This is a genomic window from Pseudomonas sp. Marseille-Q0931, from assembly GCF_940789645.1.
Classification (GTDB): domain Bacteria; phylum Pseudomonadota; class Gammaproteobacteria; order Pseudomonadales; family Pseudomonadaceae; genus Aquipseudomonas.
In genome coordinates, this window is the sequence record NZ_CALNWT010000013.1 from 168664 (window position 1) to 181970 (window position 13307).

At 63.7% G+C, this 13307-nt stretch carries 10 protein-coding genes; all 10 read left to right on the forward strand.

Annotated elements, in window-relative coordinates; translation table 11 throughout:
* Nucleotide 1: 1 nt before the first annotated feature.
* The 10 genes from P3C50_RS19730 (at nucleotide 2) to urtA (ending at nucleotide 13204) form a co-directional block, all read left to right on the forward strand.
* A complete protein-coding gene (locus tag P3C50_RS19730; protein WP_275547261.1) occupies nucleotides 2–673 on the forward strand; it encodes a DUF4272 domain-containing protein in 672 nt (223 codons plus the stop codon).
* An 83-nt stretch (nucleotides 674–756) separates the two neighbouring features.
* On the forward strand, nucleotides 757–1635 hold the full coding sequence (gene prmA / locus P3C50_RS19735) for a 50S ribosomal protein L11 methyltransferase (protein WP_275547262.1): 879 nt from the start codon (nucleotides 757–759) through the stop codon (nucleotides 1633–1635).
* Between the two features lie 139 nt (nucleotides 1636–1774).
* On the forward strand, nucleotides 1775–3043 hold the full coding sequence (locus tag P3C50_RS19740) for a DUF3426 domain-containing protein (protein WP_275547263.1): 1269 nt from the start codon (nucleotides 1775–1777) through the stop codon (nucleotides 3041–3043).
* 229 nt (nucleotides 3044–3272) lie between these two features.
* Nucleotides 3273–4271: a tRNA dihydrouridine synthase DusB gene (dusB, locus tag P3C50_RS19745; protein WP_275547264.1), complete on the forward strand. Its 999-nt coding sequence runs from the start codon at nucleotides 3273–3275 to the stop codon at nucleotides 4269–4271.
* Complete coding sequence (gene fis, locus P3C50_RS19750; protein ID WP_003242613.1) at nucleotides 4268–4588, forward strand: DNA-binding transcriptional regulator Fis; 321 nt, start codon at nucleotides 4268–4270, stop codon at nucleotides 4586–4588. Before dusB ends, fis begins: the two co-directional genes overlap by 4 nt.
* A gap of 73 nt (nucleotides 4589–4661) precedes the next feature.
* A complete protein-coding gene (gene purH, locus P3C50_RS19755; RefSeq protein WP_275547265.1) occupies nucleotides 4662–6269 on the forward strand; it encodes a bifunctional phosphoribosylaminoimidazolecarboxamide formyltransferase/IMP cyclohydrolase in 1608 nt (535 codons plus the stop codon).
* Between the two features lie 182 nt (nucleotides 6270–6451).
* A complete protein-coding gene (gene purD, locus P3C50_RS19760; protein ID WP_275547266.1) occupies nucleotides 6452–7741 on the forward strand; it encodes a phosphoribosylamine--glycine ligase in 1290 nt (429 codons plus the stop codon).
* Between the two features lie 108 nt (nucleotides 7742–7849).
* On the forward strand, nucleotides 7850–10630 hold the full coding sequence (locus P3C50_RS19765; RefSeq protein WP_275547267.1) for a hybrid sensor histidine kinase/response regulator: 2781 nt from the start codon (nucleotides 7850–7852) through the stop codon (nucleotides 10628–10630).
* A gap of 52 nt (nucleotides 10631–10682) precedes the next feature.
* Nucleotides 10683–11276, forward strand: a complete 594-nt coding sequence (locus P3C50_RS19770) for a MarC family protein (RefSeq protein WP_197859371.1) — start codon at nucleotides 10683–10685, stop codon at nucleotides 11274–11276.
* Nucleotides 11277–11938: 662 nt separating this feature from the next.
* Nucleotides 11939–13204 (forward strand): urea ABC transporter substrate-binding protein, encoded by a 1266-nt coding sequence (gene urtA / locus P3C50_RS19775; protein ID WP_275547268.1) that lies wholly within the window; start codon nucleotides 11939–11941, stop codon nucleotides 13202–13204.
* The last annotated feature ends 103 nt before the right edge of the window (nucleotides 13205–13307 follow it).

A 13307-nucleotide genomic window follows, 5' to 3' on the forward strand; every position in this document is an offset into this window, starting at 1 on the left:
CATGAACGGACTCACCCCCGCGGAGCGCAAGGCCGCCTCCATCGCCAGACTCCAGGCAGCCGGTATTCCCTACATCGACCACCTGCCGATGATCAAACCCGCCAGCGAGGTTCGCATACGCAGTGCAGAGGAAATCGCCCAGCGCGCCATTGCCTGCCTGATCACCATCCAGGCCGCCTGTGACCGCAATGCCGGCAACTACTCGCCCGACACGGCCCAGTGGTGCCAGCAACTGCTCGAGCAATACGGCATCACCCAGCTGACTCCCGCCGAGGTGCACATCCTCAGCAATCAGGGCGAGCAGCAGGACGTCATCAATATGGTCTGGAAGTACGAAGCCTACTGGGTACTGCTCTGGGCCCTGGGCATCGTCGAGACGCTGGATTTTCCCGACCACACCATCGACTGCGATTTCGCCATCGAGGCCGTTTCACGGCATGAGGATTTCGCGGCGTTCCTGCAGCACGTTCGGCTACGCGACATCCACAGCATCCTCGACGAAGCCGATCTTATCTATCGCTACCACTGGGCCTGCGTCGACGCCCGCCTGAAACAGGCGCCGATGCCCGCGGGCATGAACGCAAGCGTAGTCATGGAACGCCACGCCGCTTTAAACTGGCTAATCGATAACGATGGCCAGAACGACTGGGACAATCCCGACGTCAGTACCTGAGTAGCCCATTGTCCCGCCTTCGGGCGTCCGAACCAAACACGCCGCGCCCAGTTCGACCGCGCGGCTCGCACAGAGAGTTTCCCATGCCCTGGTTACAAGTCCGTCTCGCCATCACTCCCGAACAGGCGGAAACCTACGAGGACGCCCTGCTGGAAGTAGGCGCCGTATCGGTGACCTTCATGGATGCTGAAGATCAGCCGATCTTCGAGCCGGACCTGGGCACTACCCCGCTGTGGTCGCACACCCATCTGCTGGCCCTGTTCGAAGCCAACACCGACGAGACCGCACTGATCGCCCACCTGCAACTGCTGTGTGGCGGCTCGCTGCCGGAGCATCATGTCGAGCGCATCGAGGATCAGGACTGGGAGCGCAGATGGATGGACAACTTCCAGCCGATGCGCTTCGGCCAGCGCCTGTGGATCGTGCCGAGCTGGCATGCCGCACCGGAGCCGGACGCCGTGAACCTGCTGCTCGATCCAGGTCTGGCCTTCGGCACCGGCACCCACCCGACCACTGCACTGTGCCTGGAATGGCTCGACGGTCAGACGCTCGACAACTGCAGCGTGCTCGACTTCGGCTGTGGCTCGGGCATCCTCGCCATCGCCGCCCTGCTGCTCGGCGCACCGCAGGCCGTGGGCACCGATATCGACCCACAAGCCCTGGAGGCTTCGCGCGACAACGCTTCGCGCAATGGCATCGACCCGGCACGCTTCCCGGTCTACCTGCCGGCCGATCTGCCGCAGCAGCCGGCGGACGTGGTCGTCGCCAATATCCTCGCCGGCCCGCTGGTTTCCCTGGCACCTCAGATCACCGCGCTGGTCAAAGAAGGTGGACGCCTGGCGCTGTCAGGCATCCTCGCAGAACAGGCCGAGGAAGTCCGCGCTGCCTATGCCGGCGCCTTCGACCTCGACCCGACCGCCACCAAGGACGGCTGGGTGCGCATCAGCGGCGTCAAGCGCTAAGCACGCGGCAAGACTGGAGGCCGCAACCTGCAAGCGAGCCCGGATGAAGGCCGGGCTGCTTTGCCCTTACTTGCAGCTTGTGGCTTGCAGCCTGAAGCCGCTCCTTTAGACTAGCTGCTTGGATTTTCCGGACCCGCGCATGAGCGAAAGCCACGTCACCCAGTGCCCCCATTGCCGTACCAGCTTCCGTGTCAGCCAGGCACAGCTGGCTGCTGCCCATGGCGCCGTGCGCTGCGGGGCCTGCCTGCACGTGTTCAACGCCGCCGAACAGTTGTTCGGTTCCCGCGCGGCGACGCCAACGCCAAGTAAAGCGACGAGCGCTCAGGTCAGCCAGGTTCAAGCCGATACCAGTGCCAAGCCGGTAAAGAAGCCGGTCGACGATACCCTGTGGATCCACGATGACCTCGACCTGGACAGCCTCGATCTGGACGAGGAACTGGCCAGGCTGGAAGAGCAGGAGCAGCAACTGTCGCAGCAGTTCCTCGCCCTGGAGCGAGCGCCGCGCTACAGCGAGAACTTCGACAGCAACGCGGCGGATGAACGCGAAGAAGCGCATGACGAAGCCTGGGCCGAAGCCCTGTTGCGTGACGAGCCGGCGAAGCACGAGCGCGACAGCTTCGAACTGCAACCGACCGACCACCAGCCCGAACCGATTGCCGCACCTGAACCCAAGGTCAACGCCGAGTTCGCCTCGCCGGTCTCCCCCCGCAAGCAGGCCATCGACGAGGACCTCGACGAAACCGACGAGCCGCGCTTGGGCAATCTCGATGACGAACCCGATGAGCGCGAGCACCAGGATGAAGAGCTGCACAGCGAGCGTGAAGCGCCCAAGGTGACGCGCAACGAGCCTGGCCTGCGCGAGGAGCGACTGTTCGAACTGGACGACGAACCTCTGCAACTTGAATGGCGCCAGCCACAGGGCATCGCCTGGGGACGCGTGTTCGGCTGGGGCCTGCTCAACCTGCTGGCGGCGGGCGGCCTGCTGGCGCAGTACGTGGCATACAACTTCGATGAACTGGCGCGTCAGGAGCGTTATCGCCCCTGGTTCGAACAGCTGTGTCCGAACATCGGCTGCACCCTGCCGTCGAAAGTCGATATCGGCCAGATTCGCAGCAGCAACCTGGTGGTGCGCAGCCACCCGGAGTTCTCCGGTGCGCTGATCGTTGACGCCATCCTCTACAACCGCGCGCCCTTCGCCCAGCCCTTCCCGCTGCTGGAAATGCGCTTCGCCGACCTGGGCGGGCAATTGGTCGCCAGCCGTCGCTTCAAGCCCAGCGAATACCTCGCCGGCGAACTGGCCGGGCAGAGCGAAATGCCGCCGCAAACGCCCATCCACATCTCGCTGGACATCCTCGACCCGGGCCCCCGCGCGGTCAACTACAGCCTCAGCTTCCACTCCCCCGAGTAGCCTGAAGGCTCTGCGACCAGTGGTCGCAGAGCTTCCATCTAACTGCTGGCGATAAGCCCATAGCTGTTCAGAATTTGTTCAAAACGACCTTTATCCGGTCATCCAGAGCGGGTATCATGCCCACCCTTTCGCGAGCACCAACCCACCATCGTTTCCCCTGAGGACACAGTGGAGGCCAGGTGTTGATCGCTTACTGTCTCAACTGCGAACCAACAAGCAGGGACGCCCCATGTCGGCCCCACGTATTGGCCCCTACACATTGCCCAATCGGTTGATCCTGGCTCCCATGGCCGGCGTCACCGATCGCCCGTTCCGCCAGCTGTGCCGTCGTCTCGGTGCCGGCCTGGTGGTGTCGGAGATGGTCACCAGCGATGTGCGCCTGTGGAACAGCCGTAAATCCAGCCTGCGCCTGCTGCACGGCGGTGATCCCGAGCCGCGCTCGGTGCAGATCGCCGGTGGCGACCCGCAGATGATGGCCGACGCCGCGCGCAAGAACGTCGAACTGGGTGCGCAGATCATCGACATCAACATGGGCTGCCCGGCCAAGAAGGTCTGCAACAAGGCCGCCGGTTCCGCCCTGTTGCGTGATGAGCCGCTGGTTCGCGAGATACTCGACGCCGTGGTCGGCGCGGTGGACGTGCCAGTGACCCTGAAGATCCGCACCGGCTGGGATCGCGAGAACAAGAACGGCATCACCGTGGCGAAGATCGCCGAAGATGCCGGCATCACCGCCCTGGCCGTACACGGCCGCACCCGCGCCGACCTCTACACCGGCGAAGCCGAGTACGAGACCATCGCCGCCATCAAGCAGGCGGTATCGATTCCGGTGTTCGCCAATGGCGACATCGACTCCCCACAAAAAGCCAAGGCCGTGCTCGACGCCACCGGCGCCGACGCCTTGCTGATCGGTCGCGCCGCTCAGGGCCGACCGTGGATCTTCCGTGAAATAGAGCACTACCTGCGTACCGGTGAAATCCTCCCGGCACCGAGCCTGCTCGAAGTGGAACGCATTCTGCTGGAACACCTGGCCGCACTGCACGCCTTCTATGGCGAATTGATGGGCGTACGCATTGCCCGCAAGCATGTCGGCTGGTATCTGGCAACCCTGCCGGGCGCCAGGGAGTTTCGCGCCCAGTTCAACCGTCTGGACAGCACGGACGCACAGTGCGCCCACGTTCGCGCGTTCTTCCGCGAACGGCACAACGATGAAAACGAGGTGGCCGCATGACGTTGATGACAGAGACCCTAGTGAGTGGAATTGCACCCGTGAGTGACAACACCAGCCTTAAACAGCACCTGAACACGCCAAGCGAAGAGGGTCAGACCCTGCGCGGCGCAGTGGAAAAGGCGCTGCACAACTACTTCGCCCATCTTGAGGGCGCGGACGTCACCGACGTGTACAACCTGGTGCTCACCGAAGTCGAAGCGCCGCTGCTGGAAACCGTCATGAATCACGTGAAAGGTAACCAGACCAAGGCGTCCGAGCTGCTCGGTCTGAACCGTGGCACGCTGCGCAAGAAGCTCAAGCAGTACGACCTGCTGTAACCCCGAACTCCGAAAAGGGCGGCCAACATGAGCCGCCTTTTTTGCTGATATCCCCGCTCTGATGGATAGTGAAATGACCGACCAGACCACCCTTCTGCCCGTCCGCCGCGCGCTGATCAGCGTTTCCGACAAAACCGGTGTCCTCGAGTTCGCTCGCGAGCTGGCCGCCCTCGGTGTCGAGATTCTCTCCACCGGCGGCACCTACAAGCTGCTCAAGGACAACGGCGTGGCCGCGGTGGAAGTCGCCGACTACACCGGTTTCCCGGAAATGATGGACGGCCGCGTCAAGACCCTGCACCCGAAGATCCATGGCGGCATCCTCGGCCGCCGTGCGCTGGACGGCGCGGTGATGGACGAGCACGGCATCAAGCCGATCGATCTAGTCGCGGTCAATCTTTATCCCTTCGAAGCCACCGTGGCCAAGCCTGATTGCGACCTGGCCGACGCCATCGAGAACATCGATATCGGCGGCCCGACCATGGTTCGTTCGGCGGCGAAGAACCACAAAGATGTGGCCATCGTGGTCAACACCGGCGACTACGCCGGCATCATCGAGTCCCTGAAAGCCGGCGGCCTGACCTACGCCCAGCGCTTCGATCTGGCGCTCAAGGCCTTCGAGCACACCGCCGCCTACGACGGCATGATCGCCAACTACCTGGGCACCATCGACCAGGCGGCGGACACCCTGTCCACCGAAGGCCGCGGCGCCTTCCCGCGTACCTTCAACAGCCAGTTCATCAAGGCGCAGGAAATGCGCTACGGCGAGAACCCGCACCAGAGTGCGGCGTTCTACGTCGAGGCGAAGAAGGGCGAGGCCAGCGTCTCCACTGCCATCCAGCTGCAGGGCAAGGAACTGTCGTTCAACAACGTGGCCGACACCGACGCCGCGCTGGAATGCGTGAAGAGCTTCGTCAAGCCGGCCTGCGTCATCGTCAAGCACGCCAACCCGTGCGGTGTGGCCGTGGTACCGGAAGACGAAGGCGGCATCCGCAAGGCCTACGACCTGGCCTACGCTACCGACACCGAGTCGGCTTTCGGCGGCATCATCGCCTTCAACCGCGAGCTGGATGGCGAAACCGCCAAGGCCATCGTCGAGCGTCAGTTCGTCGAAGTGATCATCGCCCCGAAAATCTCCGCCGCCGCCCGTGAAGTGGTGGCCGCCAAGGCCAACGTGCGCCTGCTCGAATGCGGCGAATGGTCGGCCGAGCGCGCTGCTGGCTGGGACTTCAAGCGCGTCAACGGTGGCCTGCTGGTACAGAGCCGCGACATCGGCATGATCAAGGCAGAAGACCTGAAGATCGTCACCCAGCGCGCGCCGAGCGAGCAGGAAATCCACGATCTGATCTTCGCCTGGAAAGTGGCCAAGTTCGTCAAATCCAACGCCATCGTCTACGCCAAGAACCGCCAGACCGTCGGCGTCGGCGCCGGCCAGATGTCGCGCGTCAACTCCGCGCGCATCGCCGCGATCAAGGCCGAGCATGCCGGCCTGCAGGTGCAGGGCGCGGTAATGGCGTCGGACGCCTTCTTCCCGTTCCGTGACGGCGTCGACAACGCCGCCAAGGCCGGCATCACCGCGGTGATCCAGCCGGGTGGCTCAATGCGCGACAACGAGGTGATCGCGGCTGCCGATGAAGCCGGGATTGCCATGGTGTTTACCGGCATGCGCCATTTCCGCCATTGATGATCGTGCCCACGCTCTGCGTGGGCACGATCAAAGTTACGCAGGTATCCGGACCAGTCGAGATACCGTGGGAGCGGACTTGTCCGCGAAAGGATGGCGAAATCAGCGCCATATTCGCGGGCAAGCCCGCTCCCACAAAGCACTCCGGACACCCCTGAACTCAGCGTCATCGAGGGTTTGACATGCAAGTATTGATCATCGGCAGCGGCGGTCGTGAACACGCCCTGGCCTGGAAAGTGGCGCAGGACAAGCGCGTCGAGAAAGTCTTCGTTGCCCCGGGCAACGCCGGTACCGCCGTCGAAGCCAAGTGCGAGAACGTCGCCATCGACGTGCTGAACATCGAAGCGCTGGCTGACTTCGCCGAGAAGAACGTGCAACTGACCATCGTCGGCCCGGAAGCGCCGCTGGTCAAAGGCGTAGTCGACCTGTTCCGCACCCGCAAGCTGGACATCTTCGGCCCGACCGCTGCCGCTGCCCAGCTGGAAGGCTCCAAGGCCTTCACCAAGGATTTCCTGGCACGCCACAAGATCCCCACCGCCGACTACCAGAACTTCACAGAGATCGAGCCGGCACTGGCCTACCTGCGCGAGAAAGGTGCTCCGATCGTGATCAAGGCCGACGGCCTGGCCGCGGGCAAGGGCGTGATCGTCGCCATGACCCTGCAGGAAGCCGAAGACGCCGTGCGCGACATGCTCGCCGGCAATGCCTTCGGCGAAGCCGGTTCGCGTGTGGTGATCGAGGAGTTCCTCGATGGCGAAGAAGCCAGCTTCATCGTCATGGTCGACGGCCAGAACGTGCTGCCGATGGCCACCAGCCAGGACCACAAGCGCGTCGGCGACGCCGATACCGGCCCCAACACCGGCGGCATGGGCGCCTATTCGCCGGCACCGGTAGTGACCGCCGAGGTGCACAAGCGGGTGATGGACGAGGTGATCTACCCCACCGTGCGCGGCATGGCCAGCGAAGGCAACGTCTACACCGGTTTCCTCTACGCCGGCCTGATGATCGACAAGTCCGGCGCGCCGAAGGTCATCGAGTTCAACTGCCGCTTCGGCGACCCGGAAACCCAGCCGATCATGTGCCGCCTGGAAAGCTCCCTGGTGCTGCTGGTCGAAGCTGCGCTGGCCAAGGCGCTGGACAAGGTCGAGGCGACCTGGGACCCGCGTCCGACCGTGGGCGTGGTGCTGGCCGCTGGCGGCTACCCGGGCGACTACGCCAAGGGCGACGTGATCGAAGGTCTGGAGGAAGCCGCCAAGCTCGACGGCAAGGTATTCCACGCCGGCACCGCACTGAAGGATGGTCAGATCGTCACCGCTGGCGGTCGCGTACTCTGCGCCACCGCCATCGGTCGTACGGTGGCCGAAGCCCAGCAGCAGGCCTACCGCCTGGCCGAGAAAATTCGCTGGAACGGCATGTTCCACCGTAACGACATCGGCTATCGGGCCATTGCACGCGAGCGCGGCGAAGGCTGAGGCCGCTCAGGGAATACGGCGCGACAGGCATAAAAAGCCCCGCCGCGCCGTATTCCCGCGAGCAAATGCTTGGCTATAATCCGGCCACTCATTTAGAAGGATTTGCCCGTGCGCCGGCTCAGGATTGCCATCGGACTACTCGCCAGTTTGCTGTTGCTCGGCCTTGCCCTGACAGCCAGTGCGAACTCAGCCCCGACGATCGCCCACGGCTGGTCCTATCTGGTCGACGCCAGCGCCCGCCTGGGCCTCGAAGAAGTGCGCGCCCAGCGCCAGCAGTTCAAGCCGCTGAGCAAACAGTCCTTCACCTCCCCGCCCAGTGACCACGCGGTCTGGCTTCGCGCCGAACTGGCGCCACAGCAGCAGCCGGCCTGGCTGTGGATCTTCTCGCCACGGGTGCAGTATCTCGACTATTACCTGCTGAAAGACGGCCAGCTGGAGCAGAACCTGCACACCGGCGAAGCCATGCCACTGGATTCGCGACCGCTGCCATCGCGTTTCTACCTCATGCCCCTGCCAAACGACGGCCAGGCCCGCGTCGCCTATGTGCGCCTGACCTCCAACCATCCGCTGATGACCTGGTTCAAGGTCATGGATCAGGCCGAGCTGGTCAGCCTGGAGAAGCCTGCCTACCTCTACGGCATGCTGTTCGGCGCGCTGTTGCTGCTGACCCTGTACAACCTCATTCGCTTCTTCTACAACCGCAGCGCCAGCGGCCTGTGGCTGGCCGGGGTAAATATCGGCCTTGCGGTGTGCTCGTCGGCCAACCTCGGCATCTTCGCCCAGTGGTTGCCCAGCCTGGGTTACAACCAGTCCCTGATCGCCGACCTTTCCGCACTGTTCGCCGCGTTTAGCGCGCTGGCCTTTGGCCTCAGTTTCATGAATGGCACGCCGGTGCAGCACAGCCCGCTCAATCGCCTGCTGCAGGGCAATGCCCTGCTGATCCTGACCTACGCCCTGTGCATCACCGTTACCGGTTTGTTCTGGTACAGCTCACTGGTGTACCTGCTGGTAGTCCTCAGCTCACTGAATCTGCTGCTGGTGAGCAGCCTGCACTGGCGCTCGGGTTATCAGCCGGCACGCCTGATCACCATCGGCATGGTGGTGTTCAATCTCGGCTTCGGCTTCTTCGTGCCGGTGTTGCTCGGTTTCGATCAGCTCAATCCGGGCTGGCTGGTGCTCGGTGTATTCAGCGTGGCCACGCTGGCCGGCCTGATCCTCAGCGTGTCGCTGACCGAGCGCCAACGGCAGATTCAGAGTGACACCCTGCTGAAGAGCACAGCGCTTGCGGCCAGCAGCGCCGAGCTGCGGGCCAAGGCCGAGTTTCTGGCGAAGATCAGCCACGAAATCCGCACGCCCATGAACGGCGTGCTGGGCATGACCGAGCTGCTGCTGGGCACGCCGCTGTCGGCCAAGCAACGCGACTACGTGCAGACCATTCACAGCTCGGGCAACGAGCTGCTTACCCTGATCAACGAAATTCTCGACATTTCCAAGCTGGAATCCGGGCAGATCGAGCTGGATGATGTGCAGTTCGATCTCGGCGCGCTGATCGAGGACTGCCTGGATATTTTCCGCGCCAAGGCCGAGCAGCAGAAGGTGGAGCTGATCAGCTTCATCCAGCCGCAAGTCCCGAGGGTGATCAGCGGCGATCCCACGCGCCTGCGCCAGGCCCTGCTGAGCCTGCTGGACAATGCCTTCAAGCAGACCGACGAAGGCGAGATCCTGCTGGTCGCGGCGCTGGACAGCAGCGACGGCCAGCATCGCCTGCGCGTCGCCGTCCAGGACAGCGGCCGCCCGCTGCTGCCGGAGGAGCGCGACGCGCTGCTCAATGCCGAACTGCAAAGCCGTGATTTCCTTGCTGCCACGCAACTGGGCGGGCGCCTCGGCCTGATCATCGCGCGCCAGCTGGTGCGCCTGATGGGCGGCGAATTCGGCATCCAGGGCAGCGGCAGCCAGGGCACCACCCTGTGGCTGACCCTGCCGCTGGACGCCGCCCGCCTGGAGCAGCCGGAGACCGACCTGGACAGCCCGTTACAGGGCGCGCGCCTGCTGGTGGTGGACGACAACGACACCTGCCGCAAGGTGCTGATGCAACAGTGCAACGCCTGGGGTATGCAGGTCAGTGCCGTGCCGTCCGGCAAGGAAGCGCTGGCGCTGCTGCGCACCAGGGCACATATGCGCGAGTACTTCGATGCGGTGCTCCTCGACCAGGATATGCCCGGCATGACCGGCATGCAGCTGGCGGCCAAGATCAAGGAAGACCCGAGCCTCAACCACGACATCCTGGTCATCATGCTCACCGGCATCAGCAACGCGCCGAGCAAGGTGATCGCGCGCAACGCCGGGATCAAGCGCATCCTGGCCAAGCCGGTGGCCGGCTATACGCTCAAGACCACTCTGGCCGACGAGCTGGCCCAGCGCCCCAACGACACCCCCGCGCAGGCCGCGCCGACGCCGGTGAGCACGCCGCTGAACGTACCGGCCGACTTCCGCATCCTGGTGGCCGAGGACAACAGCATCTCCACCAAGGTCATCCGCGGCATGCTCGGCAAGCTCAACCTCAAGCCGGACACCGCCAGCAACGGCGAGGAAGCCCTCAGCGCGATCAAGGCGCAGCCCTACGACCTGGTGCTGATGGATTGCGAAATGCCGGTGCTCGACGGTTTCTCCGCCACCGAACAGCTGCGTGCCTGGGAACAGAGCGAGAAGCGCCCGCGAACCCCAGTGGTGGCACTGACCGCGCATATTCTCAGCGAACACAAGGAACGCGCCCGCGCGGTAGGCATGGATGGCCATATGTCCAAGCCGGTGGAGCTGTCGCAGCTGCGCGAGCTGATCGAGCACTGGATCGCCGAACGCGAACTGCGCCGCCAGCGTGAAGTGTCGTAGGGCGGGTGAAACCCGCCCGACTATCGATGCCCCACTCTCAAACGAGCGCCCCATGTCCGAGTTGTTCAGCCTGTATCTGAAGATGCTGGTGCTCTACAGCCCCTTCTTCGTCCTGTCCTGCTTTATCGGCCTGAGCCGTGGCTACACCCTCAAGGAGCGCAAGCGCCTGGCCTGGAAGGTGGCGCTGGCGACGCTGATCGCCAGCGTACTGCTGTACCTGTTCGGCAAGCACATCTTCACCCTGTTCGGCATCACCATCGACGCGTTTCGCATCGGCGCCGGTTCGGTGCTGTTCATCTCCGCTCTGGGCATGGCCCAGGGCAAATCGGCGGTGCAGAGCGACAACGTACAGCAGGACGTTACCATCGTGCCGCTGACCATTCCCATCACCGTCGGCCCCGGCACCATCGGTGCCCTGCTGCTGATGGGCGCCAGCCAGCCGCATTGGGACGACAAGCTGGTGGCGGTGGCGGCGATCCTTCTCGCCAGCCTCACCGTGGGCATCGTGCTGTACCTGTCCAACCAGTTCGAGCGCCTGCTCGGGGACCAGGGCCTGCAGATCGTCAGCCGTTTGATGGGCCTGTTCGTCTGTGCCCTGGCGGCGCAGATCATCTTCACCGGGGTGAAGAACTACCTCGTGCCTTAATCTCTGCCGATCATCGCGCCCGGATCAGCGGCGCTGAAAAAGTCGCTGCGCATCCTTGAGATAACCACCCTCCACTCGTCCTGCTAGCAGTACCTGCGCGCCTGAGCGGGTTCCCCCAGGCCCGGCACCGCGTTATTAGATCCCCTCTGATAGCCGCTGCGCTTTCGCGATGCCCTCATCTCGCGCCCGACCGGCAGACGAGCGCAGCGCCCCACAGACGAACATACGCCTGCACTACCACTGCCGAAGCGCACCCGTATGGTGCGGCACCTGCGATTAGCGTACGTCCGTCGCGCCTCGACGAAGCGCTGCACTGCCAACTTGCATCCGTTATCGACAGTCGCGATGAGGCCCGTGCGCGCCCGAAGTCAGCGAGAAAATCCGCATTCCAGGGCGGCTGGGCAGCGTTCAGGCGCTGCGCGCCAGACGGAATCCACACCGCGCACGGGTCAGTTCTGAAGAGCGATCCCGCCCCGACGCACAGAAGAGGCACAGCAATTGCTCAAGGGCCATATAGAGGTCAACAAGGCACAGACCAAGTCCTGGCTGTACGCCGCTCGCCAGCGCGTCGAGCCGATGCCGGAACAACCGCGCCATGACCTTCACTGCATGCCCATAACAACGCTGTCCGCTTACTCACATTCGTGAATGGAGATCGCACCATGCAACGTCGCAGCCTGATCAAGGCCTTCACCCTTTCCGCTTCCATCGCCGCGATGGGCCTGTCCTGGTCCATCCAGGCCGCCGAGACCATCAAGGTCGGCATCCTGCACTCGCTGTCCGGGACCATGGCCATTTCCGAAACCTCGCTGAAAGACATGGCGCTGATGACCATCGACGAGATCAACGCCAAGGGCGGTGTACTCGGCAAGCAGCTGGAGCCGGTGGTGGTCGACCCCGCGTCGAACTGGCCGCTGTTCGCCGAACGCGGCCGCCAGTTGCTGACCCAGGACAAGGTCGCGGTGACCTTCGGCTGCTGGACCAGCGTGTCGCGCAAATCAGTGCTGCCGGTTTACGAGGAACTGAACGGCCTGCTGTTCTACCCGGTGCAGTACGAAGGCGAAGAGATGTCGCCGAACGTGTTCTACACCGGTGCTGCGCCAAACCAGCAGGCCATTCCGGCGGTGGAATACCTGCTCAGCGAAGACGGTGGCGGCGCCAAGCGTTTCTTCCTGCTGGGTACCGACTACGTCTACCCGCGCACCACCAACAAGATTCTGCGCGCCTTCCTCAACAGCAAGGGCATCGCCGACAAGGACATCGAAGAGGTCTATACCCCCTTCGGTCATAGCGACTATCAAACCATCGTCGCCAACATCAAGAAGTTCTCAGCTGGCGGCAAGACTGCCGTGGTCTCCACCGTCAACGGCGACTCCAACGTGCCGTTCTACAAGGAACTGGCCAACCAGGGCCTGGAAGCCACCGAAGTACCGGTGGTGGCCTTCTCCGTGGGTGAAGAGGAACTGCGCGGCATCGACACCAAGCCGCTGGTCGGCCACCTGGCGGCCTGGAACTACTTCCAGTCCGTGGAGAACCCGGTCAACGAGAAATTCGTCGCCGACTGGAAGGCCTACGCCAAGGCCAAGAAGCTGCCGAACGCCGACACCGTGGTCACCAACGACCCGATGGAAGCCACCTACGTGGGCATCCACATGTGGGCGCAGGCCGTCGAGAAAGCCGGCACCACCGAGGTCGACAAGGTCCGTGAAGCCATGGCTGGCCAGGAATTCGCGGCGCCGAGCGGCTTCACCCTGAAGATGGACGAGAAGAACCACCACCTGCACAAGCCGGTGATGATCGGCGAGATCCAGGAAGACGGTCAGTTCTCCGTAGTCTGGGAAACCGGGGGCCCGATCCGCGCCCAGCCGTGGAGCCCGTTCATCGAAGGCAACGACAAGAAAGCCGATACCCCGGTGAAGTCGAACTGAGGCAAAAGCCCTTCTCCACAAGCGGCAGCCACAGCTCGTCAATGGCTTGCAGTCCCGCTTGTCTCCCCTCTCCCGCTTGCGGGAGAGGGGTCGGGGGAGAGGG

Bases quoted from the DNA above. Each gene is read 5' to 3' on its own strand.
- dusB (WP_275547264.1), top strand. From the start codon at position 3,273: ATGTCGGCCCCACGTATTGGCCCCTACACATTGCCCAATCGGTTGATC.
- P3C50_RS19730 (WP_275547261.1), top strand. From the start codon at position 2: ATGAACGGACTCACCCCCGCGGAGCGCAAGGCCGCCTCCATCGCCAGA.
- purH (WP_275547265.1), top strand. From the start codon at position 4,662: ATGACCGACCAGACCACCCTTCTGCCCGTCCGCCGCGCGCTGATCAGC.
- prmA (WP_275547262.1), top strand. From the start codon at position 757: ATGCCCTGGTTACAAGTCCGTCTCGCCATCACTCCCGAACAGGCGGAA.
- fis (WP_003242613.1), top strand. From the start codon at position 4,268: ATGACGTTGATGACAGAGACCCTAGTGAGTGGAATTGCACCCGTGAGT.
- P3C50_RS19740 (WP_275547263.1), top strand. From the start codon at position 1,775: ATGAGCGAAAGCCACGTCACCCAGTGCCCCCATTGCCGTACCAGCTTC.
- purD (WP_275547266.1), top strand. From the start codon at position 6,452: ATGCAAGTATTGATCATCGGCAGCGGCGGTCGTGAACACGCCCTGGCC.
- P3C50_RS19770 (WP_197859371.1), top strand. From the start codon at position 10,683: ATGTCCGAGTTGTTCAGCCTGTATCTGAAGATGCTGGTGCTCTACAGC.
- urtA (WP_275547268.1), top strand. From the start codon at position 11,939: ATGCAACGTCGCAGCCTGATCAAGGCCTTCACCCTTTCCGCTTCCATC.